Genomic DNA, 20,990 nt, shown 5'->3' on the forward strand with positions numbered 1-20,990 from the left:
ATAGCCGTTAACCTGTTAATTGCTGCGGTTTATTTTAGGAAAATACGGATAATTACCGTCACGGGATCTAATTCTATTTCATTGATTTATATAATTTATATTATTATCTAATCGTCCTTTTGTTTCCATTTTATCCAATTGTCCGAAAACCCTTCTTCTATTTACCCCTACGGCAAACCCTCTCCTTTAGTTGTGTATACTCGAATCCGCCTGAAATTCTTTTTGGGCAAATCTCCATTCATTAAATGAAGGGAAATTCTTATGAAGAAAGTACTGTATGGCATTTTCGCCATATCTGCGCTTGCGGCGACATCTGTTAATGCGGCTCCGGTTCAGGTCGGAGAAGCGGCAGGTTCGGCTGCGACGTCTGCGTCTGCGGGGATTTCTACCGCGTCCAGCGCCAGCACCGTAAGTTCAGCCGTGGGTGTCGCCCTGGCGGCAACCGGTGGCGGTGATGGCTCCAATACCGGAACCACGACCACCACGACCACCAGCACCCAGTAATAACGGGTGTTTTAATCATAACCACACTTCGGTGTGGTTATTCTGGCTTTTCAGTAGCCTTCGGGACCTGTAGACCGGGTAAGCGCAGCATCACCCGGCAATAATGCGGAGAAGAGTCGTGAAGCGACCTGGGATCATCCTGATTTGTCTGCTTTTGCAGGCATGCTCGGCCACCACCAAAGGGCTGGGCCATTCACTGTGGGAAAGCATGTTCGGTACGCCGGGCGTGCATCTGACCGATGACGAACTTCAGAACATGCCCTATGCCAGTCAGTACATGCAGCTCAACGATGGCCCACAGCTGTTTGTGGTGCTCGCTTTCGATGAAAACGGGCAGCAGAAATGGGTGACGCAGGATCAGGCCACCATCGTAACGCAGCATAGCCGTATCGTGAAAACCCTGCTCGGGGGCGACAACCTGCTTGAAGTCAACAATCTCGCCGCCGATCCGCTGAACAAGCCGAACCAGATAACCGACGGGGCAAGCTGGACCCGCACGATGGGCTGGACCGAACACAAGCAGGTTCGCTATGCCACCGCCCGCTCCACCTTCCGCTGGGATGGCACGGACAGCGTCAATGTGGGCAGCGACGAAACCCGGGTTCGCGTGCTGGATGAAGAGGTCACTACCGATCAGGCAACCTGGCATAACCGCTTCTGGGTGGACGATGACGGCCAGATACGCCAGTCGTTACAGTATCTTGGTGCCGGATTCTTCCCGGTCAAAACCACGCTGATCAAGGCCGCGAAATCATGAAAACACTAATTCGCGTGGCGCTGATCGCAAGCTTTGCTACGCCGCTCGCATGGTCTGCCGGGACGGTAAAAGTCTATACGCAGGACAATACGAAGCCTAAAACATTGACCAACGCCGGACACTTGATCGATCTCGTCGGCCAGCCAAGGCTGGCGAACAGCTGGTGGCCGGGTGCGGTCATCAGTGAACGACAGGCGACGGTGGTGGCGGAGCAACAACATAACGCGCTGCTCGCCAGGCTGACAGGGCTGGCGGAGCAGGAAGAGGGTGACGACGCGGCGGCCATTAACAGCCTTCGCCAGCAGCTTAAGGCGCTGAAGGTCACCGGACGGTTGCCGGTCAATCTCGATCCGGACCACGTTCGCGTCGCGGAAACGGCTAACCCGTCACTGGAAGGCGAGTACACGCTCTGGCTACCTGTTCAGCCTTCTACCATTACCGTGTTCGGGCTTGTCAGCAGTCCGGGTGACAAGCCGTTTATGCCGGGTCGCGATGTGGCGAGCTATCTCGATGAACAACATCTGTTGAGCGGTGCTGATAAGAGCTACGCATGGGTGGTGTACCCGGACGGCCAAACGCAAAAAGCACCGGTAGCCTACTGGAATAAACGCCATATCGAACCGATGCCAGGCAGCGTCATTTTTGTCGGTTTTGCCGACCATTTCTGGACGAAGGCATATGACGGGCTGAACGCCGATATCCTTCACTCCCTGAAACAGCGGATACCGGAATAATGAAAAGAACCTATCTCTATAGCATGCTGGCGTTGTGCGTGAGTGCCGCCTGCCATGCAGAAACGTATCCGGCACCCATTGGCCCGTCTCAGTCAGATTTCGGCGGCGTCGGTTTACTGCAAACGCCTACCGCGCGCATGGCGCGGGAAGGGGAAATCAGCCTCAACTACCGCGATAACGATCAGTATCGCTACTACTCCGCCGCTGTACAGCTGTTTCCGTGGCTCGAAACCACGCTGCGCTACACTGATGTGCGCACCAAACGGTACAGCAGCGTCGAGTCCTTCTCCGGCGATCAGACCTACAAAGATAAAGCGTTCGACGTGAAGCTGCGTCTGTGGGAAGAGAGTTACTGGATGCCGCAGGTCTCTGTTGGCGCACGGGATATCGGCGGTACCGGTCTGTTTGATGCGGAATACGTGGTGGCCAGCAAAGCCTGGGGACCGTTTGATTTCTCACTCGGTCTCGGCTGGGGGTATCTGGGGACCAGCGGCAACGTGAAAAACCCGTTCTGCTCCTACAGCGACAAATATTGCTATCGCGATAACAGCTATCAGAAAGCGGGCTCCATCAACGGCGACCAGATGTTCCACGGCCCGGCCTCGCTGTTTGGCGGCGTAGAGTACCAGACGCCCTGGCAGCCGCTGCGCCTGAAGCTGGAATACGAAGGGAATGATTATTCACAGGATTTCGCCGGCAAGATTGAGCAGAAGAGCAAATTTAACGTCGGTGCCATTTACCGTGTGGCTGACTGGGCTGACGTTAACCTCAGCTATGAGCGTGGCAATACCGTGATGTTTGGCGTGACGCTGCGTACCAACTTTAACGATATGCGGCCACACTACAACGACAACGCGCGGCCTGCCTACCAGCCGGAGCCGCAGGATGCCATTCTGCAGCACTCCGTCGTGGCGAACCAACTGACCCTGCTGAAATACAACGCCGGCCTGGCGGATCCGAAGATTCAGGTGAAAGGCGATACGCTGTACGTGACCGGCGAGCAGGTGAAATACCGCGACTCGCGGGAAGGGATCGAGCGCGCCAACCGGATTATCATGAACGATCTGCCGGACGGGATCAGCACGATCCGCGTGACCGAAAACCGTCTGAACATGCCGCAGGTCACGACGGAAACGGATGTCGCCAGCCTTAAGCGCCATCTGGAAGGCGAACCGCTTGGGCATGAAACCGAGCTGGTGCAAAAACGCGTTGAGCCAGTGGTGCCAGACACCACCGAGCAGGGCTGGTATATCGATAAGTCGCGCTTTGATTTCCATATCGATCCGGTACTGAACCAGTCTGTTGGTGGGCCAGAAAACTTCTACATGTATCAGTTGGGCGTCATGGCGACGGCGGATCTGTGGGTCACCGACCACCTGCTGACCACCGGCAGCCTGTTCGGTAACCTTGCCAACAACTACGACAAGTTCAACTATACCAACCCGCCGAACGACTCGAAGCTGCCGCGCGTGCGTACTCGCGTACGTGAATATGTGCAGAACGACGCTTACGTAAACAACCTGCAGGCCAACTACTTCCAGTACTTTGGTAACGGTTTCTACGGCCAGGTTTACGGCGGTTATCTTGAAACGATGTTTGGCGGCGCGGGGGCTGAAGTGCTCTACCGTCCGGTAGACAGCAACTGGGCGTTTGGTCTTGATGCCAACTACGTGAAACAGCGTGACTGGCGCAGCGCGCAGGACATGATGAAGTTCACCGACTACAGCGTTAAAACCGGCCATCTGACGGCCTACTGGACGCCGTCGTTTGCCCCCGACGTACTGGTGAAAGCCAGCGTTGGTCAGTATCTGGCGGGGGATAAAGGCGGCACGCTGGATATCTCTAAACACTTCGACAGCGGTGTGGTGGTCGGTGGCTATGCCACGATCACTAACGTCTCGCCGGACGAGTACGGGGAAGGGGACTTCACCAAAGGCGTGTACGTCTCCATTCCGCTGGATCTGTTCTCGTCAGGCCCAACCCGCAGCCGTGCGGCAATTGGCTGGACGCCGCTGACGCGTGACGGTGGTCAGCAGCTGGGGCGTAAATTCCAGCTGTACGACATGACCAGCGATAAGAACATCAACTTCAGATGATGCGTGAGTGCCCGGTAGCGTTACGCCTGCCGGGCACCTTACAAACGCCGCAACAGTCTCGCCGGGTTCCCGGCGTAAACCCCTTTCTCGGTGATGGACTTTGTCACCACGCTTCCCGCCCCAATCACCGCCCCATCGCAAATTGAGACAGCCAGAATGGTGGCCCCGCTGCCGATTGAAACGTCGTTGCCCACGCGAATGTGTCCCCAGCTGCGCCGGTCGGCATTGGGTTTACCGTCGCGGAACATATCGTTGGCGAACATCACCCCATGGCCAATGAAACAGCGCTCGCCGACGGTGACATACTCGCAGATGAAGGTATGGGACTGAATTTTGCTATCAGCACCGATGTGCGAGTTAGCCTGGATTTCAACAAACGGGCCGATAAAGACGTTATCGCCCAGCGAACATTCATAAAGATTCGCGGGTTCGTAAATGACGACGTTTTCGCCGCAGACAACATGACGAATAGCCGCCTGGCGTTGCTCTGGCATACATCTCCTTAGACTGGCATCGACATAATATGGAGGGTGCTGGTTTGTGCCGCAGTGACGAAGAGGGTGTCTTTGACATGTTTCAGCCCCTGCGCTTCGTAAAACCGGCGTGCGCGAGGGTTCTTTTCGAGGACTTCCAGCCACAGCAGATTTTCCGAACAGGCTTTTGCCTGGCGAATCACTTCCGCAAGGAGTTGCTCGCCGTAGCGGTGTCCCGTGGCATCCGGCAATAAATAGAGTTTATGCAGGAGCGTACCCGACAGCCCCTCGGGCTCGATGGTCTGCTGGGTTGAGAATTTTGCGAAACCGACGGGTGTCTGTGCGCTGGCAATGAGCCAGTAAGTGCCCGGCTGCATCAGGCTGTCTGCTATCGCCTGCGGCGCGTATTCCTGCTCAAGAAAGGCGGCAAGCTCTGTCTGGCTTTCCCATAGATGCCCAAAGTGATGCCGGTAGCTGGCATACCCCATTTCACTCAGCTGTTTTGCATCATCCACGGTGGCGCGTTGAATGGTTAATTTCATCATCCCTTCGTCGAAATAAGCGTGTCACAGTGCAACATGCCACAGCGCTGAACATAATATAAACAAAAAATATAGATCACCGTCACATTTTTGCGTTATACAGGAACCTCGCCCTGGAGAATGAGGTGCTCTATGACATCCCTGACTCGCCCGCGCGTTGAGTTTATCTCAACAATCCTCCAGACCGTGCTGAACCTCGGTCTGCTGAGCCTTGGCCTGATACTGGTCGTCTTTTTAGGCAAAGAGACGGTGCATCTGGCGGATGTGCTGTTCGCCCCTGAACAAACCAGCAAATATGAGCTGGTGGAAGGCCTGGTGGTTTACTTTCTCTACTTTGAATTTATCGCGCTGATTGTGAAGTATTTCCAGTCGGGCTTTCACTTCCCGCTACGCTATTTTGTTTACATCGGGATCACCGCGATTGTGCGGCTGATCATCGTGGATCATACCTCCCCGCTCGACGTACTGATCTATTCGGCGGCGATCCTGCTGCTGGTGATCACGCTCTGGCTGTGCAATTCGAAACGGCTGAAACGGGAATAAAAAAATGGCGGCCCGGAGGCCGCCTAACAACAGTCACAAGTTGGGTCAATACAATACGTCTAAAGTTGAGGGTTGCAGTGGCATAACAAATGAAACTTAACCTTTCACACCGCCCGCCGTCAGGCCATTCACCAGCCAGCGCTGCGCCAGCAGGAACACGACAGTGATAGGGATGGCGGAGAGTACAGCCGCCGCAGCAAAGTCGCCCCACAAATAGTTCTGCGGATTGAGGTATTGCTGCATACCGACGGCCAGCGTATAGCTGTTGACATCACGCAGTAACAGGGAAGCGACCGGCACTTCGGTGATGGCTGCGATAAACGACAGGATAAAGACCACCGCCAGGATCGGCACCGACAGCGGCAGAAGCACCAGACGGAATGCCTGCCACGGGGTCGCGCCATCCAGCGCCGCCGCTTCTTCCAGCGAGCCGTCAATGGTTTCGAAATACCCTTTGATGGTCCACACATGCAGCGCGATACCGCCAAGATAGGCGAAGATGACGCCACCGTGGGTGTTCAGGCCGATAAACGGCACATACTGGCCCAGTCGGTCAAACAAGGCATACAACGCCACCAGTGACAGTACCGCCGGGAACATCTGGAAAATCAGCATCCCTTTCAGCAGCGTGGCTTTACCCGGGAAACGCATACGGGCAAAGGCGTAAGCACAGGTCGTGGAGAGTGCGACAATACCAATCGCGGTAATCCCGGCAATTTTCACCGAGTTCCACAGCCATAACAGCACCGGGAACGGCGGTGGCGTGACGCGGCCATCCGCGTGTTCAACGCTGAAGCCCAGCGCTAACTTCCAGTGCTCCCAGGAGATTTCATCCGGGATCAGGCTCCCGGTCGCGAAGTTACCGGCACGCAGGGAGATGGCGATGACCATCAGCAGCGGGAACATGATTGCCGCGATAAAAATCAGCAGCCCTAAATGCGTCGCGAAGAGGCGCAGTTTCTGAGATTTGGGTTGGACCATAGACATATTCTGTGCCCTCCTTAGTCGAATTTCATGCGTGTTGCTTTCAGGTTCACAATCGCCAGAGCGCCAACCAGCAGGAAGATCAGGGTGGCAATCGCTGCCGCCAGACCGAAGTCCTGACCGCCGCCGCCTTCGAAGGCGATACGGTAGGTGTAGCTGACGAGCAGGTCGGTATAGCCTGCCGGCGTGGTGGTGCCAAGACGGTCAGGCCCACCGTTGGTCAACAGCTGAATCAGCACGAAGTTGTTAAAGTTGAAGGCAAAGCTGGCAATCATCAGCGGCGTCAGCGGCTTAATGAGCAGCGGCAGCGTAATCTTAAAGAAATTCTGGAACGGACCCGCGCCATCCATTGCCGAGGCTTCGTACAAATCGTCCGGAATCGCCTTCAGCAGGCCCATGCACAGGATCATCATGTACGGATAACCGAGCCAGGTGTTCACGATGATAATCATCGAGCGGGCGGTGATTGGGTCGCTGAACCAGGCCGGTTTGATGCCGAACAGCGCGCTCAGCATCATGTTGATTTCACCGAAGCTCTGGTTAAACAGCCCTTTGAAAATCAGAATCGAGATAAACGACGGGACGGCATACGGCAGAATAAGCAGCACGCGGTAAATGGCTTTCCCTTTCAGAGATTCCCACTGCACCAGACACGCCAGCACCATGCCCACGGCAACGGTCAGGATCACCGTCAGTATGGAGAACACTACGGTCCAGACAAAGATGGCGAAGAACGGTTTCTGGATCCCTTCATCGGTGAAGACGCGGGTGAAGTTGTCCCAGCCTATCGTCACGGTGTAGCCCGGGCTGAGCTTGTCATCACCCCATTTGCCATCAGCCGTAATGGACTGGTAGAAACCAATGTCGTTGTTTGGACGGTACTTCACGCCGCTCTGGTTGTTGGTCAGCGTGCCGTCGTCCGCCAGCGTATAGAGCGGTTGTGTCCCGGAGAACTGGCGCAGTGAACTCATGGTCACTTTGCTTTCGTCCGGCAGTTGGGCGGTAAGCTGCGTCAGCGCCTGACGGTTCTGCGTAATGATGCGCAGGTTAGCGCGTTCGCCTTCCGGCAGGGCCGCAGCCTCTTTTAAGGCCAGCTTCTGCTCGCCGCCAAATTTGAAAGCGTCAGAGACATAATTTTTGCCGGTTTCTTCGTCAGTGAGTGCTAACTTCCACTCGCTGCCCGCAGGATACAGGCCGAAGTTAAAGGTTTTGCCCGCCTGATAAGAGCGGTCCATCAGCACCTGTTGGGCGCGTTCCTGCGCAAGCTGGTTGGTGCTGCTGTAGTTGGTGAACGCGATAGCAATGGTACAAATCAGCGGGAACAGGACAAACAGGCCCATCCCGGCCACGCCCGGGTAAACATATCGCCAGGCATAGGCTTTACGGTTGGCGAAAATATACAGGCCAGCAGAGCTTAAAATCAGCGTCATGATGGCGAACAGATATTCCCCTTGTACGTACATTAAAACAACAAGGTAACCCACCAGCAGACACAGCAGACCCATTACAGACCACTTCAGGGCAGAGCTTTGCCACCAGTGTTTCTTTTTAATGACATCCATGGGGTTCTTCCTCTACAACACATTTTGTTCTCCCTCTCTCCGCAGGGGAGAGAGGGGATAAAAGCCTTACTTCGTGATACGACCCTGAGCATCTTTCAGCGCAGCATCAACCGTCTGACGACCGCTTGCTGCGTTGATGACGGCGGTACGGGTGGCGTACCAGAACGCTGCCATTTGTGGGATGTTCGGCATGATTTCGCCTTTCTGGGCGTTATCCATGGTTGCCGCGATACGTGGGTCTTTCGCCAGCTGATCCTGGAAGGATTTCAGCGCAACCGCGCCCAGCGGTTTGTCCTTGTTCACTTCATCCAGACCCTGATCGGTCAGCAGGTAGTTTTCCAGGAACTCTTTCGCCAGCTCTTTGTTCGGGCTGGCAGCGTTAATACCTGCGCTCAGCACGCCAACGAACGGTTTAGACGGCTTGCCTTTAAAGGTTGGCAGCAGGGTTACGCCGTAGTTGATTTTGCTCTTGTCGATGTTGGTCCAGGCCCACGGACCGTTGATGGTCATCGCGGTTTCGCCTTTGTTGAACGCCGCTTCTGCGATGGAGTAGTCGGTATCCGCGTTCATGTGTTTGTTCTTAATGAGGTCAACCAGGAAGGTCAGGCCTGCTTTCGCGCCAGCGTTGTCCACGCCCACGTCTTTCACGTCATATTTGCCGTTTTCAAATTTGAACGCGTAACCGCCGTCGGCAGCAATCAGCGGCCAGGTGAAGTACGGTTCCTGCAGGTTGAACATCAGCGCGCTCTTACCTTTCGCCTTCAGCTCTTTATCCAGTTTCGGGATCTCTTCCCAGGTTTTCGGTGGGTTGGGTACCAGGTCTTTGTTGTAAATCAGAGACAGCGCTTCTACCGCGATTGGGTAAGCGATGATCTTGCCGTTATAGCGAACGGCATCCCAGGTGAACGGGTACAGTTTGTCCTGGAAAGCTTTGTCCGGCGTCACTTCAGCCAGCAGACCCGACTGGGCGTAGCCACCGAAACGGTCATGTGCCCAGAAGATGATGTCCGGACCGTCACCCGTTGCAGCCACCTGCGGGAATTTCTCTTCCAGTTTGTCCGGGTGTTCAATGGTAACTTTGATACCGGTGTCTTTCTCGAATTTCTTGCCCACTTCGGCCAGGCCGTTATAGCCTTTATCGCCGTTAATCCAGATAACCAGCTTACCTTCTTCAATTTTGGCGAGAGCCGGTGCGGAAATCATCATTGCTGCAAGGGCGGACAATGCGAAAACGCGTGCGCCAGTCTTGATCTTCATATCTGCCATCCTTTTTTGGTGATGTGCTCGTGGATACACTGAGGTGGTTCAACGTGACTCAGTCTCCTTATTTGACATCCTCTTTCCATCCTCCCAACCCCTACGCCCCACCCCCCGTTTGTGTGATCTCCGTTACATAAATTTAAGTTATGAGTGCTGGCGCACATAAAAACACAGTGAATTTTGCAGGTGGCTTCACGAATTTCGCCTCAGCCCTCCAGCGGCGGTCGCAGAGCCTGCTCTCTCATCCTCCCGCCTCCTCCCCCATAAAAAAGCCGGGGGGTGGAGGATTCACGAAAGTAATGGATACCCCATAGTGAACTTATCTTGAATGTTTCTGTCGGTGACAGGTTGTAACGAAGGGAGAAGGGCATGGCGAGCGTACAGCTGCGTAATGTAACGAAAGCCTGGGGTGACGTTGTGGTGTCGAAAGACATCAATCTGGACATCCACGAAGGTGAATTCGTGGTATTTGTCGGCCCATCTGGCTGCGGTAAATCAACTCTGCTGCGTATGATTGCCGGTCTTGAAACCATCACCAGCGGCGATTTGCTGATTGGTGATACCCGAATGAATGACATTCCGCCTGCCGAACGTGGCGTCGGCATGGTTTTCCAGTCTTATGCACTCTATCCCCACCTTTCCGTAGCCGAGAACATGTCCTTCGGTCTGAAGCTGGCGGGCGCGAAAAAAGAGGTGATTAACCAGCGCGTCACGCAGGTGGCGGAAGTGTTACAGCTGGCACACCTGCTTGAGCGTAAACCAAAAGCCCTTTCCGGTGGTCAGCGTCAGCGTGTGGCAATTGGCCGTACGCTGGTCGCCGAACCGCGTGTGTTCCTGCTCGATGAACCGCTTTCTAACCTGGATGCCGCCCTGCGCGTCCAGATGCGTATCGAAATCTCCCGTCTGCACAAACGTCTTGGCCGCACGATGATTTACGTCACCCACGATCAGGTCGAAGCGATGACGCTGGCCGACAAAATTGTGGTGCTGGACGCCGGTCGCGTGGCGCAGGTGGGTAAACCGCTGGAGCTTTATCACTACCCGGCAGACCGCTTTGTTGCGGGCTTTATTGGCTCGCCAAAGATGAACTTCCTGCCCGTCAAAGTGACCGCGACAGCCATTGAACAGGTACAGGTGGAGCTGCCAAACCGTCAGCAAGTGTGGCTGCCGGTCGACAGCGCCAACGTACAGGTGGGGGCCAATATGTCCCTCGGTATTCGTCCTGAGCATTTACTGCCGAGCCACATCGCCGATGTGACGCTGGAAGGTGACGTTCAGGTCGTCGAACAACTTGGTCACGAAACACAGATTCATATCCAGATCCCCGCCATCCGTCAGAACCTGGTCTACCGCCAGAATGACGTGGTGTTGGTAGAAGAGGGTGCCACATTCGCTATCGGTTTGCCGCCAGAGCGTTGCCATCTGTTCCGTGAGGATGGCACCGCATGTCGTCGGTTGCACAAAGAGCCAGGCGTTTAAGCATTCCAATTACAAAGAAAAGCAATGATCTCAGGAGATAGAATGATGATTACTCTGCGCAAACTTCCTCTGGCAATCGCCGTGACGGCAGGCATTTTGTCTGCACACGCGGGTGCCGTGGACTTTAAAGGTTATGCTCGTTCTGGCATTGGCTGGACCGGGAGTGGCGGTGAACAACAATGTTTCCAGGCAACCGGTGCACAAAGTAAATACCGTCTTGGTAACGAATGTGAAACCTACGCCGAACTGAAACTGGGTCAGGAAGTGTGGAAAGAGGGCGATAAGAGCTTCTATTTCGACACTAACGTTGCGTATTCCGTTTCTCAGCAGAATGACTGGGAATCCACCAGCCCGGCCTTCCGTGAAGCAAACGTGCAGGGTAAAAACCTGATTGAATGGCTGCCAGGCTCCACCATCTGGGCCGGTAAGCGTTTCTATCAGCGTCATGACGTCCACATGATCGACTTCTACTACTGGGATATCTCTGGTCCTGGTGCGGGTATCGAAAACATCGATCTGGGCTTCGGTAAACTGTCTCTGGCCGCGACCCGTTCTTCTGAGTCCGGCGGTTCTGCAACCTTCGCCGATCGTGATGCGAACGGTGACCGTATTTATGACAACGTAGTACCAAACGATGTCTTCGACGTCCGTCTGGCCGGCCTGGAAACCAACCCGGGTGGTACACTGGAACTGGGTGTTGACTATGGTCACACCAACATTCCTGACGACTACTATCTGCAGCCTGGCGCCTCTAAAGATGGCTGGCTGTTCACCGCTGAACACACCCAGAGCATGTTGAAAGGCTTCAACAAGTTCGTGCTGCAGTACGGTACGGACTCCATGACCTCTAACGGCAAAGGTATTCCGCAGGGCGGTAGCATTGATAACGACGGTTCCATGTGGCGTGTGCTGGACCACGGTGCAATCACCCTGGCAGACCGTTGGGACCTGATGTACGTCGGTATGTACCAGAATATCGATCGTGACAACAACAATGGTACAGAGTGGTGGACTGTCGGCGTGCGTCCAATGTTCAAATGGACGCCAATCATGAGCACCCTGCTTGAAGTGGGCTACGACAACGTTAAGTCTCAGAAAACTGACGAGAAAAACAGCCAATACAAAATCACCCTGGCACAGCAATGGCAGGCAGGCGACAGCATCTGGTCTCGCCCGGCTATCCGTGTCTTCGCAACCTACGCGAAGTGGGATGAGAAATGGGGCTATGCGAACAACGACTCAGGCGCAGGTTACACCTCTGGCGTAGCGTATAGCGACACTTCCGCGAAAACCTTCAGCCGTGGCGACTCCGACGAGTGGACCTTCGGTGCCCAGATGGAAATCTGGTGGTAATTCGGTAGACCTGACGTAATGACCTAAAAAGAGGGGCGTAAGCCCCTCTATCCTTAGGGTGCTGCGCGCTATTGCCTGGCCACCGCAGTGCTCACGCTATCAGAGGTAATAACAATGAAAATGAAGAAAAGTCTCGTCGCGCTGTGCCTCTCTGCGGGGCTGCTGGCCTGTGTTCCGGCGATCACCTTCGCAGATGTCAATTTCGTGCCACAAAATACCAGCGCTGCGCCTGCCATCCCGGCGGCGGCGCTCCAGCAACTGACCTGGACGCCGGTTGACCAATCCAAAACCCAGTCAACCCAACTTTCTGCGGCAGGCCAACAGCTTAACGTGCCGGGGATTGCCGGTCCGGTTGCCGCTTTCAGCGTCCCGGCCAATATTGGTGAGCTGACCCTGACGCTGACCAGCGAAGTAAGCAAGCAGACCAGCGTATTTGCGCCTAACGTCCTGATTCTGGACCAAAACCTGACGCCATCTGCCTTCTTCCCGAGCGACTATTTTGGCTACCAGGAACCTGGCGTCATGAGCGCTGACCGCCTCGAAGGCAAAATGCGCCTGACGCCTGCTCTGGGACAGCAGAAGATTTATGTCCTGGTCTTCACCACGGACAAAGATTTGCAGCAGACCACTAAGCTCACCGACCCGGCAAAAGCCTATGCCAAAGGAACCGGTAACTCTGTTCCGGATATCCCGGATCCGTTAGCGCGTCATGTCACCGACGGGTTGCTGAAGCTGAAAGTCTCAACAAACAGTGCTTCCAGCGTACTGGTTGGCCCTCTGTTTGGTTCATCCGGTACAGGTCCGGTCACGGTGGGGAACACTGCTGCGCCTGTGTATGCCGCACCCGTTGCTACGGCGGCGGCTCCGGCTGCAACCGCAGCCCCAGCTCCGGCGAAGAAAGCCGAGCCGGTACTGAACGACACCGAAGAATACTTCAATAACGCCATTAAGCAGGCGGTGAAGCGCGGCGATGTCGACAAAGCGCTGAAACTGCTTGATGAAGCCGAACGTTTAGGTTCAACCACTGCCCGTTCCACCTTTATCAGCAGTGTAAAAGGCAAGGGGTAACCGTTTCCCCACAGTGCTGATTTGTTAGTAGTTTAGTGCGCCTGAGTGGGCGCACTTTTTTTGGTGTCACACGGGCTGTTGCGCTCTTGTTGCGATCGTGATCGTTAAATAACGTTTGGCCCCCCTCAATCCACTTTTCTGCGATACAATGCCATTACGTTATGTATCGGAGAGTCTGGCATGTCACACCCCGCGCTAACGCAACTGCGTGCGCTGCGCTATTTCGACCAAATACCTGCGCTTGACCCGGAGCAACTGGACTGGCTGCTGCTGGAAGATTCCATGACTAAACGTTTCGAGCAGCAGGGCAAAACCGTTACGGTGACCCTGGTTCAGGAAGGGTTTGTCTCTTGCGCTGAGATCGCCTCTGAGCTGCCGCTGTTGCCGCAGGAAGAACGCTACTGGCTGCGCGAAATTTTACTCTGTGCAGACGGTGAGCCATGGCTTGCCGGACGAACGGTCGTTCCCGAGTCTACCCTTTCCGGGCCAGAACTGGCGCTACAACGGCTGGGGAATACGCCGCTGGGGCGTTATCTTTTCACGTCGTCCGAGCTTACCCGGGATTTTATTGAGATTGGGCGCGATGCCGAACTGTGGGGGCGTCGTTCCCGCCTTCGCCTGAGCGGTAAACCGTTAATACTGACGGAGCTTTTTTTACCGGCATCGCCGTTGTACTAAGAGGAAGAAAAAATGGAGTGGAGCCTGACGCAGAATAAGCTGTTGGCTTATCACCGCTTGATGCGTACAGATAAACCCATCGGCGCGCTGCTGCTGCTGTGGCCGACCCTTTGGGCGCTATGGGTAGCAACACCAGGGGTACCGCCGCTGTGGATCCTGGGGGTGTTCATTGCAGGCGTCTGGCTGATGCGTGCGGCGGGCTGCGTGGTCAATGACTATGCGGATCGTAAATTCGACGGGCACGTAAAACGTACGGCCCATCGTCCGTTGCCCAGCGGGCAAGTGACCGAGAAAGAGGCCCGTACGCTGTTTATCGTACTGGTTCTGCTCTCTTTCCTGCTGGTGTTGACCCTGAACACCATGACCATTCTGCTTTCAGTTGCGGCCCTGGCTCTGGCCTGGGTTTATCCGTTCATGAAGCGCTACACCCACCTGCCTCAGGTGGTGCTGGGCGCGGCGTTTGGCTGGTCGATCCCGATGGCGTTTGCGGCGGTGAGTGAGTCCGTCCCGTTAAGCTGCTGGCTGATGTTCCTGGCGAACATTCTCTGGGCCGTGGCATACGACACGCAATACGCGATGGTAGACCGCGACGATGACCTGAAGATTGGCATTAAATCGACGGCGATCCTCTTCGGACGTCATGACAAGCTGATCATCGGTATCCTGCAGGTTGCGGTGCTGGCGTTGATGGTGACGATGGGTTACCTGAACGGGCTCAACTGGGCGTTTTACTGGGCCGTGCTGGTGGCGGGAATGCTGTTTGTCTACCAGCAGAAGCTGATTGCCAAACGGGAGCGTGAAGCCTGCTTCAAGGCGTTTATGAATAACAACTATGTCGGTCTGGTGCTGTTTTTAGGGCTGGCGATGAGCTACTTTTCGTAAAAAAACGGCAGCCAGGAGGCTGCCGTTTTTGTTTTCATCGCAGGTCATCAGACCGCTGCACGCTTCATTCGCCTTGCGTCGCACTTTCAATCGTTAAACGCACATCAGACGTGATCAGTTCGGCCAGCATCTGGTATACCTTCAGCGTCTCTTCAGGCTCGGCATCGCCCGTATCACTGATAAACCCTTCATCACGCAGCGTCAGCACCAGAGAGCTGAAGACCGCTTTGTCGAAGAATTCCGGGGCGTTAATCCCGTGCAGAACAGACAGGCGCTGTGCCAGCGTCCGGCTCTCTTTCTCGAGCGTACCGCGGTTAATGGACGGATTCGCGCTCAGCAACCAGAAGGTAATGGCGTAGCGCTGCAGCGTTTCGCGCGCGCCCGCCGCCAGCAGTTGCAGGGTACGGGACCGTGACGGATTGATATGCAGCTCGTCGTTCGTGACGGTAATCAGCCCCTGACGACGCAGCTCTTCGGTCAGTTTATTCAGCTCAGTCGCCAGTTCGTCCTTGTCCCAGCGCAGGAACAGCTCCGCTTTCAGCATTGGATAGAGCGTTTCAACATGACGCAACAGCTCCTGACGCGAGATGCGACGATGCTGGGTGATGATGGCCGCCATGAGCGAGGGCAGCATCAGCATATGCGCGATGTTGTTGCGATAGTAAGTCATCAGCACCGCCTGCTCGCGCGGGAGAATGATGATGTCGCCGATGGTGTCCTTTTCGACTTCAAACTTGTTCATCTGCAGGGCATGCTCGATAAGCTCGCTTGCCGTGCTTACCGGTACGGTCGAATCCACCGAGTACGGCACGTTGCGCATCATGTCGAGATAGCAATCCAGCTGCTCCGTAAGCTGTTCACGGGTCAGTGAACGCTGACGTGAGGCCAGAAGCGCCGTACAGCACAGGTTCATGGCGTTTGCCGCACCGGCGTTGTTAATACGCACCATCAGTTCAGAGGCGATGCTGTTGACCGTAGGCGTCAGCCAGGCCGGGCGTATTGCTTCGATAGGATCGATAGACTCGCGCCACTCCGGAACATGGTTGTTCAGGTAGGTCATCAGCGGCATCGGCTCGCCAAAGTTGACGTAGCCCTGGCCAAGGTTGCGTAACTTGCTCAGGCCGCGCAGCATCTGCGGCAGGCTCTCTTTCTCTTTGGTCGCACCGCGCAGCTCTTTGGCGTAGGTGCCCACTTCCATCACGTGTTCGTAGCCAATGTAGATGGGTACCAGGGTGATCGGGCGGGTTCCCCCGCGCAGCATCGCCTGAATGGTCATCGACAGCGTGCCGGTTTTAGGATCGAGCAGACGACCGGTACGGGAGCGACCCCCTTCCACGAAGTATTCAACGGAATAACCGCGGCTGAACAGCTCGCCAAGATATTCACGGAATACGGTGGAGTAGAGCTTGTTGCCCTTAAAGGTACGACGAATAAAGAACGCCCCCAGGCGACGGAAAATCGGGCCGGCTGGCCAGAAGTTCAGGTTAATGCCGGCAGCGATGTGCGGCGGTACCAGACCCTGGTGATAGAGCACATAGGAGAGGAGCAGATAGTCCATGTGGCTGCGGTGGCAGGGGACATAGACAATCTCATGGCCATCATGGGCCAGCTGGCGTACGCGCTCGGCGTTATGAACGTTGATGCCCTGATAGAGGCGGTTCCACGTAAAGCCCAGGATACGATCGGAAAGACGAATCATCTCGTAAGAGAAGTTCGCGGCAATCTCTTCCATCAGCGCAATAGCGTTCTGCTGTGCTTTCTCATGGGAAATCTTTTTGCTGCGCGCTTCGTCTTCAACGGCCCTGGCAATCGCTTTGGAGGCCAGCAGCTTGTTGAAGAGGTCCTGACGTGCAGGAAGACGCGGGCCGACGGCAGCCAGACGCTGACGGGCGAAGTGCATACGCGCCACGCGCGCCAGTTTCTGCGCGATAATCTTGTCGGTGCCGTGTTCGTCCGCCATACGGCGCAGCGAAACGGACGGGGAGAAACGCACGAAGCTGTCACGTCCCAGCCAGGAGACCGCGAAGAATTTCTGAATGCCGTTAAGCATGCGCAGCGGTGGGTTCTCTTCACCTTTCTCTCTGCCCGGGCGACGACCAAACATCACCGATACCGGCACCATCTGCACATCCAGACCCGGATTGCTGCGGTGCAGGTCGAGATAGTCGTGGAAAAGCTTGATGGACTCTTCCTTTGGCGTGTAATAGGTAAACACGCGCGGCCCGCCGTGAATGAACACATAGCGCGGCAGCAGAGTGCCGTCGACTTCGAGGGGTTCAAGCGGGTCAGGTAAATCATGCGCCAGACACTGGGCGCGAAGCGTCAGTAGGTCTGCCTTCGAGTTATAAGGCAAAACGTACATAATTGGGCGTGACGTATCGAGCCCCAATTCCAGCGCGGGTTCCGCTGGGATAGACTTGCTTTTTACCAGGACGCTTAATGGTAAATTAAGTAATTTGTAGTAAATTCGTGGCCAGCCGGACATAAACGATGTAAAGCCTCTGGTTAATAATGCAATTGCGGCGCAAGGATAACAGAAAGCGCGCAAAATTTCTGTTGTTACCCGTCATACTTCAGGCAGCAGCGAAACACGCTGCGCCTACTGTTACTGACGCTATTTTAATTAAAAGGTTCTTTTAATGGCCAATAATACCACTGGGTTAACCCGAATCATCAAAGCCGCCGGCTATTCATGGAAAGGTTTCCGTGCAGCGTGGGTCAATGAAGCCGCGTTTCGCCAGGAGGGCGTCGCCGCTATCATCGCGGTGATTATCGCCTGTTTCCTTGATGTTGATGCGATTACCCGCGTTTTGTTGATCGGCTCCGTGCTGTTGGTGATGATAGTGGAAATTCTCAATAGCGCTATTGAGGCCGTGGTGGACCGTATCGGCTCTGATTTCCATGAGCTCTCCGGCCGGGCGAAAGACATGGGGTCCGCTGCCGTATTGCTGGCGATTATCACTGCGGTCATCACCTGGGTCACGCTGCTTTGGTCACATTTCCGATAAGCCTCGAGAAATAATTAAGTCCCTGGTTTTTTGTGCAGTTTTTGGTTCCAAAATCGCCTTTGACTGTATATACTCACAGCATAACTGTATATACACCCAGGGGGCGGAATGAAAGCGTTAACGACCAGGCAGCAAGAGGTGTTTGATCTCATCCGGGATCATATCGGCCAGACGGGTATGCCACCCACGCGTGCGGAGATCGCTCAGCGTCTGGGTTTCCGTTCTCCGAATGCTGCCGAAGAACACCTGAAAGCGCTGGCGCGTAAAGGCGTCATTGAGATTGTATCGGGCGCTTCACGTGGCATCCGTCTGCTGGTGGAAGAAGAGACAGGCATTCCGCTGGTGGGCCGTGTCGCGGCAGGTGAACCTTTGCTGGCACAACAGCATATTGAAGGTCACTACCAGGTTGACCCGGGCATGTTTAAACCGAGCGCAGATTTCCTGCTGCGCGTCAGCGGCATGTCGATGAAAGATATCGGTATTCTGGACGGCGATCTGCTCGCAGTTCATAAAACCCAGGACGTGCGCAATGGGCAAGTTGTGGTCGCGCGTATTGACGATGAAGTTACCGTTAAGCGTCTGAAAAAGCAGGGTAACACCGTCCAGTTACTGCCTGAAAACAACGAGTTCTCCCCGATTGTGGTGGATCTCCGCGAACATAACTTCTCTATTGAAGGGCTGGCTGTTGGGGTTATCCGCAACGGTGAATGGCTGTAATCATGTCATAACAGGCTACGGACCTGCCGTAGCCTGATTCAATCTCCACTGCCGGTATTTTTCATGTCACTGCTGACGACATCAGATAAGGCATTGTGGCGTCTTGCACTGCCAATGATTTTTTCCAATATCACCGTCCCTCTGCTGGGTCTGGTAGACACGGCTGTTATTGGTCATCTGGATTCCCCCGTTTATCTGGGCGGCGTCGCGATCGGCGCGACGGCAACCAGCTTCCTTTTTATGCTGCTGCTCTTTTTGCGTATGAGTACCACCGGGCTTACGGCTCAGGCGTACGGCGCAAAAGATCCGTTGCGTCTGGCGCGAGCGCTGGTACAACCCTTGATCCTTGCCCTGGGCGCGGGTGCGCTGATCGTGGTGTTGCGCACGCCACTGATTGATCTGGCGCTGCATGTCGTTGGCGGGAGCGAGGCGGTACTTGAGCAGGCGCGACGCTTCCTTGAAATTCGCTGGCTCAGCGCGCCCGCATCACTGGCGAACCTGGTCCTGCTTGGCTGGTTACTCGGCGTGCAGTATGCCCGTGCGCCAGTCATTCTGCTGGTGGCAGGCAATCTTCTCAACATCGTGCTTGATGTCTGGCTGGTGATGGGTCTGCATATGAACGTGCAGGGCGCCGCGCTGGCGACGGCAATTGCAGAATACGGTACCTTTTTCATCGGCCTGTGGATGGTCTGGCGCGTGCTGGCCCTGCGCGGTATCTCGCTTGCGATGCTCAAAACCGCGTGGCGCGGTAATATCCGCACGCTGCTGGCGCTTAACCGCGACATTATGCTGCGCTCGTTACTGCTTCAGCTCTGCTTTGGCGCGCTGACGGTCTTTGGGGCGCGACTTGGGCCGGAGATCGTCGCGGTTAATGCGGTCCTGATGACGCTGCTCACCTTTACCGCGTATGCGCTGGATGGCTTTGCCTATGCCGTTGAAGCCCATTCCGGGCAAGCGTATGGCGCACGCGAAAGCGGCCAGCTCCGCGAGGTGTGGCGGGCCGCCTGTCGTCAGTCAGGCCTGGTGGCGCTGGTGTTTGCACTCATTTACGCCTGTCTGGGTGAACAGATCGTTGCTTTGCTCACCTCCCTCCCATCGCTGCGCGAACTGGCGAGTCACTATCTCTTCTGGCAGGCAATCTTACCGGTGGTGGGCGTGTGGTGTTATCTGCTGGACGGCATGTTTATTGGCGCGACGCGAGGTGCGGAGATGCGCAATAGCATGGCGGTCGCTGCGGCGGGATTTGGTCTGACGTTGCTGACGCTGCCGTATCTGGGCAACCACGGTTTGTGGCTGGCTCTGGCGGTTTTCCTCGCGTTACGTGGCCTGTCGCTGGCCTTTATCTGGCATCGTCACTGGCGAAATAACACCTGGCTGCCTTCCCGCCACGATATATCGTGACGGTTAAAGATTCCGAATATAAAAACAACTGCCGGATCCTTAACTACAATAATAATCACGTCCAGCAGAAAAGAACGAAGCGGACGAAACTTACAGACGCTTAACACGAGGACACGATTATGAATAAAGACGAAATCGGCGGCAACTGGAAGCAGTTCAAAGGTAAAGCGAAAGAACAGTGGGGTAAGCTGACGGATGATGATATGACCATCATCGAAGGTAAACGCGATCAGCTGGTGGGTAAAATTCAGGAACGTTACGGCTATGAGAAAGATCGTGCTGAAAACGAAGTGAAAGACTGGGAAACCCGTAACGATTATCGCTGGTAATCCTTTACTCCCCCTGAGGGCGGCTTCGGGCCGCCTTTTCTTTTGCCGTTAACGCGGCTTTTTCTTCACCAGTACAGAATGGTCGTGCTGGCACTCATCCTGGTGACGACAGGCTTCTACCTCTACGCAGGCTGAGCACAGGCCGTGCGCTTCAATCACGTTATGACGCAACGCAAAGCCCATTTTGGCTGCCAGCGTATGCATAATATCTTCAACGCCTTCCGCACCTTCTTCCTTCACGCTGCCGCAGCGATCGCAGATAAACATGGCCGACGTATGGGTTGGCTGATCGAACAGATGGCACAGCACATAGCTGTTTGTCGATTCAACCTTATGCACAAAGCCCTGTTCCAGCAGGAAATCCAGCGCGCGGTACACCGTTGGCGGTTTAGCCTGTGGCTCGCTTTCGCGCAGCAAATCAAGCAGATCGTACGCGCTGATCGCGCCCTGCTGCAGGCTCATCAAACGTAATACTTCAAGGCGCTGCGGAGTCAGGCGCACATTGCGTTGCACGCACAGCTTTTCTGCCTGCGCTAACAGCTCTTTTGTGGACTTATCCATTTAGCACCCCGGATGTTATAGGCTGGAAAACCCCCACTTTATCATGTTCTGCTAAAAAC

Annotated in this window: 21 protein-coding genes; 14 read left to right on the plus strand and 7 right to left on the minus strand. The window is 55.2% G+C overall.

Annotation, left to right across the window (positions count from 1 at the left end):
- The first annotated feature begins 261 nt into the window (after positions 1-261).
- The 4 genes from yjbE (at position 262) to ACN9MQ_RS01265 (ending at position 4,091) form a co-directional block, all read left to right on the plus strand.
- Positions 262-504: an exopolysaccharide production protein YjbE gene (gene yjbE / locus ACN9MQ_RS01250; RefSeq protein WP_014168186.1), complete on the plus strand. Its 243-nt coding sequence runs from the start codon at positions 262-264 to the stop codon at positions 502-504.
- A gap of 118 nt (positions 505-622) precedes the next feature.
- Positions 623-1,261 carry a YjbF family lipoprotein gene (locus ACN9MQ_RS01255; protein WP_025206403.1) on the plus strand — a complete coding sequence of 213 codons (639 nt, stop codon included), beginning with the start codon at positions 623-625 and terminating at the stop codon, positions 1,259-1,261.
- On the plus strand, positions 1,258-1,995 hold the full coding sequence (locus tag ACN9MQ_RS01260; RefSeq protein WP_047954910.1) for a capsule biosynthesis GfcC D2 domain-containing protein: 738 nt from the start codon (positions 1,258-1,260) through the stop codon (positions 1,993-1,995). Before ACN9MQ_RS01255 ends, ACN9MQ_RS01260 begins: the two co-directional genes overlap by 4 nt.
- Complete coding sequence (locus ACN9MQ_RS01265) at positions 1,995-4,091, plus strand: YjbH domain-containing protein (protein ID WP_014168189.1); 2,097 nt, start codon at positions 1,995-1,997, stop codon at positions 4,089-4,091. Before ACN9MQ_RS01260 ends, ACN9MQ_RS01265 begins: the two co-directional genes overlap by 1 nt.
- Positions 4,092-4,129: 38 nt before the next feature.
- On the opposite strand, the gene ACN9MQ_RS01270 is transcribed toward ACN9MQ_RS01265, so the two are convergent.
- Together ACN9MQ_RS01270 and ACN9MQ_RS01275 are read right to left on the minus strand one after the other, a co-directional pair.
- Positions 4,130-4,585 (minus strand): acyltransferase, encoded by a 456-nt coding sequence (locus ACN9MQ_RS01270; RefSeq protein ID WP_020882853.1) that lies wholly within the window; start codon positions 4,583-4,585, stop codon positions 4,130-4,132.
- Positions 4,586-4,593: 8 nt separating this feature from the next.
- Complete coding sequence (locus ACN9MQ_RS01275) at positions 4,594-5,109, minus strand: GNAT family N-acetyltransferase (RefSeq protein ID WP_063925897.1); 516 nt, start codon at positions 5,107-5,109, stop codon at positions 4,594-4,596.
- A gap of 129 nt (positions 5,110-5,238) precedes the next feature.
- Here ACN9MQ_RS01275 and psiE point away from each other — a divergent pair, with 129 nt between their 5' ends.
- Positions 5,239-5,649: a phosphate-starvation-inducible protein PsiE gene (gene psiE / locus ACN9MQ_RS01280; protein ID WP_020882851.1), complete on the plus strand. Its 411-nt coding sequence runs from the start codon at positions 5,239-5,241 to the stop codon at positions 5,647-5,649.
- 96 nt (positions 5,650-5,745) lie between these two features.
- Here the strand turns inward: psiE and malG are convergent, their stop codons facing one another.
- The 3 genes from malG to malE form a co-directional block, all read right to left on the minus strand.
- Positions 5,746-6,636 carry a maltose ABC transporter permease MalG gene (malG, locus tag ACN9MQ_RS01285; protein ID WP_014168193.1) on the minus strand — a complete coding sequence of 297 codons (891 nt, stop codon included), beginning with the start codon at positions 6,634-6,636 and terminating at the stop codon, positions 5,746-5,748.
- Between the two features lie 14 nt (positions 6,637-6,650).
- Positions 6,651-8,195 (minus strand): maltose ABC transporter permease MalF, encoded by a 1,545-nt coding sequence (malF, locus tag ACN9MQ_RS01290; protein ID WP_020882850.1) that lies wholly within the window; start codon positions 8,193-8,195, stop codon positions 6,651-6,653.
- Positions 8,196-8,261: 66 nt separating this feature from the next.
- Complete coding sequence (gene malE, locus ACN9MQ_RS01295) at positions 8,262-9,452, minus strand: maltose/maltodextrin ABC transporter substrate-binding protein MalE (protein WP_020882849.1); 1,191 nt, start codon at positions 9,450-9,452, stop codon at positions 8,262-8,264.
- 372 nt (positions 9,453-9,824) lie between these two features.
- Between malE and malK the strand changes: the two genes are divergently transcribed.
- The 5 genes from malK to ubiA all read left to right on the plus strand — a co-directional run bounded on the left by malK (position 9,825) and on the right by ubiA (position 14,915).
- A complete protein-coding gene (gene malK, locus ACN9MQ_RS01300; protein ID WP_014168196.1) occupies positions 9,825-10,934 on the plus strand; it encodes a maltose/maltodextrin ABC transporter ATP-binding protein MalK in 1,110 nt (369 codons plus the stop codon).
- 42 nt (positions 10,935-10,976) lie between these two features.
- Positions 10,977-12,287 (plus strand): maltoporin, encoded by a 1,311-nt coding sequence (locus ACN9MQ_RS01305; protein ID WP_020882848.1) that lies wholly within the window; start codon positions 10,977-10,979, stop codon positions 12,285-12,287.
- 114 nt (positions 12,288-12,401) lie between these two features.
- On the plus strand, positions 12,402-13,355 hold the full coding sequence (gene malM, locus ACN9MQ_RS01310; RefSeq protein ID WP_032681924.1) for a maltose operon protein MalM: 954 nt from the start codon (positions 12,402-12,404) through the stop codon (positions 13,353-13,355).
- A 180-nt stretch (positions 13,356-13,535) separates the two neighbouring features.
- Positions 13,536-14,033, plus strand: a complete 498-nt coding sequence (gene ubiC / locus ACN9MQ_RS01315) for a chorismate lyase (protein ID WP_014168199.1) — start codon at positions 13,536-13,538, stop codon at positions 14,031-14,033.
- A 12-nt stretch (positions 14,034-14,045) separates the two neighbouring features.
- Positions 14,046-14,915: a 4-hydroxybenzoate octaprenyltransferase gene (gene ubiA, locus ACN9MQ_RS01320; protein ID WP_025206398.1), complete on the plus strand. Its 870-nt coding sequence runs from the start codon at positions 14,046-14,048 to the stop codon at positions 14,913-14,915.
- Positions 14,916-14,979: 64 nt separating this feature from the next.
- On the opposite strand, the gene plsB is transcribed toward ubiA, so the two are convergent.
- Positions 14,980-17,400, minus strand: a complete 2,421-nt coding sequence (gene plsB, locus ACN9MQ_RS01325; protein ID WP_228176271.1) for a glycerol-3-phosphate 1-O-acyltransferase PlsB — start codon at positions 17,398-17,400, stop codon at positions 14,980-14,982.
- Between the two features lie 154 nt (positions 17,401-17,554).
- Between plsB and ACN9MQ_RS01330 the strand changes: the two genes are divergently transcribed.
- From ACN9MQ_RS01330 to ACN9MQ_RS01345, 4 genes are all read left to right on the plus strand, one after another.
- On the plus strand, positions 17,555-17,923 hold the full coding sequence (locus ACN9MQ_RS01330) for a diacylglycerol kinase (RefSeq protein WP_014168202.1): 369 nt from the start codon (positions 17,555-17,557) through the stop codon (positions 17,921-17,923).
- Between the two features lie 108 nt (positions 17,924-18,031).
- Positions 18,032-18,640 (plus strand): transcriptional repressor LexA, encoded by a 609-nt coding sequence (gene lexA, locus ACN9MQ_RS01335; protein ID WP_014168203.1) that lies wholly within the window; start codon positions 18,032-18,034, stop codon positions 18,638-18,640.
- A 63-nt stretch (positions 18,641-18,703) separates the two neighbouring features.
- Positions 18,704-20,041, plus strand: coding sequence for an MATE family efflux transporter DinF (dinF, locus tag ACN9MQ_RS01340; RefSeq protein WP_063925901.1), 1,338 nt, complete (start codon positions 18,704-18,706; stop codon positions 20,039-20,041).
- 119 nt (positions 20,042-20,160) lie between these two features.
- Positions 20,161-20,370 carry a CsbD family protein gene (locus ACN9MQ_RS01345; protein ID WP_014168205.1) on the plus strand — a complete coding sequence of 70 codons (210 nt, stop codon included), beginning with the start codon at positions 20,161-20,163 and terminating at the stop codon, positions 20,368-20,370.
- 48 nt (positions 20,371-20,418) lie between these two features.
- On the opposite strand, the gene zur is transcribed toward ACN9MQ_RS01345, so the two are convergent.
- The gene (gene zur / locus ACN9MQ_RS01350; protein WP_014168206.1) at positions 20,419-20,931 is read right to left on the minus strand and encodes a zinc uptake transcriptional repressor Zur; all 513 of its coding nucleotides are present in this window, start codon (positions 20,929-20,931) and stop codon (positions 20,419-20,421) included.
- Positions 20,932-20,990 lie beyond the last annotated feature (59 nt).

The organism is Enterobacter sp. R-25 (genome assembly GCF_049913205.1).
Lineage (GTDB): Bacteria > Pseudomonadota > Gammaproteobacteria > Enterobacterales > Enterobacteriaceae > Enterobacter > Enterobacter ludwigii.

Excerpts from the sequence above, each read along its gene's own strand:
- yjbE (WP_014168186.1), top strand. The coding sequence starts at position 262 with ATGAAGAAAGTACTGTATGGCATTTTCGCCATATCTGCGCTTGCGGCG.
- ACN9MQ_RS01260 (WP_047954910.1), top strand. The coding sequence starts at position 1,258 with ATGAAAACACTAATTCGCGTGGCGCTGATCGCAAGCTTTGCTACGCCG.
- ACN9MQ_RS01265 (WP_014168189.1), top strand. The coding sequence starts at position 1,995 with ATGAAAAGAACCTATCTCTATAGCATGCTGGCGTTGTGCGTGAGTGCC.
- ACN9MQ_RS01270 (WP_020882853.1), bottom strand. The coding sequence starts at position 4,585 with ATGCCAGAGCAACGCCAGGCGGCTATTCGTCATGTTGTCTGCGGCGAA.
- ACN9MQ_RS01275 (WP_063925897.1), bottom strand. The coding sequence starts at position 5,109 with ATGATGAAATTAACCATTCAACGCGCCACCGTGGATGATGCAAAACAG.
- psiE (WP_020882851.1), top strand. The coding sequence starts at position 5,239 with ATGACATCCCTGACTCGCCCGCGCGTTGAGTTTATCTCAACAATCCTC.
- malG (WP_014168193.1), bottom strand. The coding sequence starts at position 6,636 with ATGTCTATGGTCCAACCCAAATCTCAGAAACTGCGCCTCTTCGCGACG.
- malF (WP_020882850.1), bottom strand. The coding sequence starts at position 8,195 with ATGGATGTCATTAAAAAGAAACACTGGTGGCAAAGCTCTGCCCTGAAG.
- malE (WP_020882849.1), bottom strand. The coding sequence starts at position 9,452 with ATGAAGATCAAGACTGGCGCACGCGTTTTCGCATTGTCCGCCCTTGCA.
- malK (WP_014168196.1), top strand. The coding sequence starts at position 9,825 with ATGGCGAGCGTACAGCTGCGTAATGTAACGAAAGCCTGGGGTGACGTT.
- ACN9MQ_RS01305 (WP_020882848.1), top strand. The coding sequence starts at position 10,977 with ATGATGATTACTCTGCGCAAACTTCCTCTGGCAATCGCCGTGACGGCA.
- malM (WP_032681924.1), top strand. The coding sequence starts at position 12,402 with ATGAAAATGAAGAAAAGTCTCGTCGCGCTGTGCCTCTCTGCGGGGCTG.
- ubiC (WP_014168199.1), top strand. The coding sequence starts at position 13,536 with ATGTCACACCCCGCGCTAACGCAACTGCGTGCGCTGCGCTATTTCGAC.
- ubiA (WP_025206398.1), top strand. The coding sequence starts at position 14,046 with ATGGAGTGGAGCCTGACGCAGAATAAGCTGTTGGCTTATCACCGCTTG.
- plsB (WP_228176271.1), bottom strand. The coding sequence starts at position 17,400 with ATGTCCGGCTGGCCACGAATTTACTACAAATTACTTAATTTACCATTA.
- ACN9MQ_RS01330 (WP_014168202.1), top strand. The coding sequence starts at position 17,555 with ATGGCCAATAATACCACTGGGTTAACCCGAATCATCAAAGCCGCCGGC.
- lexA (WP_014168203.1), top strand. The coding sequence starts at position 18,032 with ATGAAAGCGTTAACGACCAGGCAGCAAGAGGTGTTTGATCTCATCCGG.
- dinF (WP_063925901.1), top strand. The coding sequence starts at position 18,704 with ATGTCACTGCTGACGACATCAGATAAGGCATTGTGGCGTCTTGCACTG.
- ACN9MQ_RS01345 (WP_014168205.1), top strand. The coding sequence starts at position 20,161 with ATGAATAAAGACGAAATCGGCGGCAACTGGAAGCAGTTCAAAGGTAAA.
- zur (WP_014168206.1), bottom strand. The coding sequence starts at position 20,931 with ATGGATAAGTCCACAAAAGAGCTGTTAGCGCAGGCAGAAAAGCTGTGC.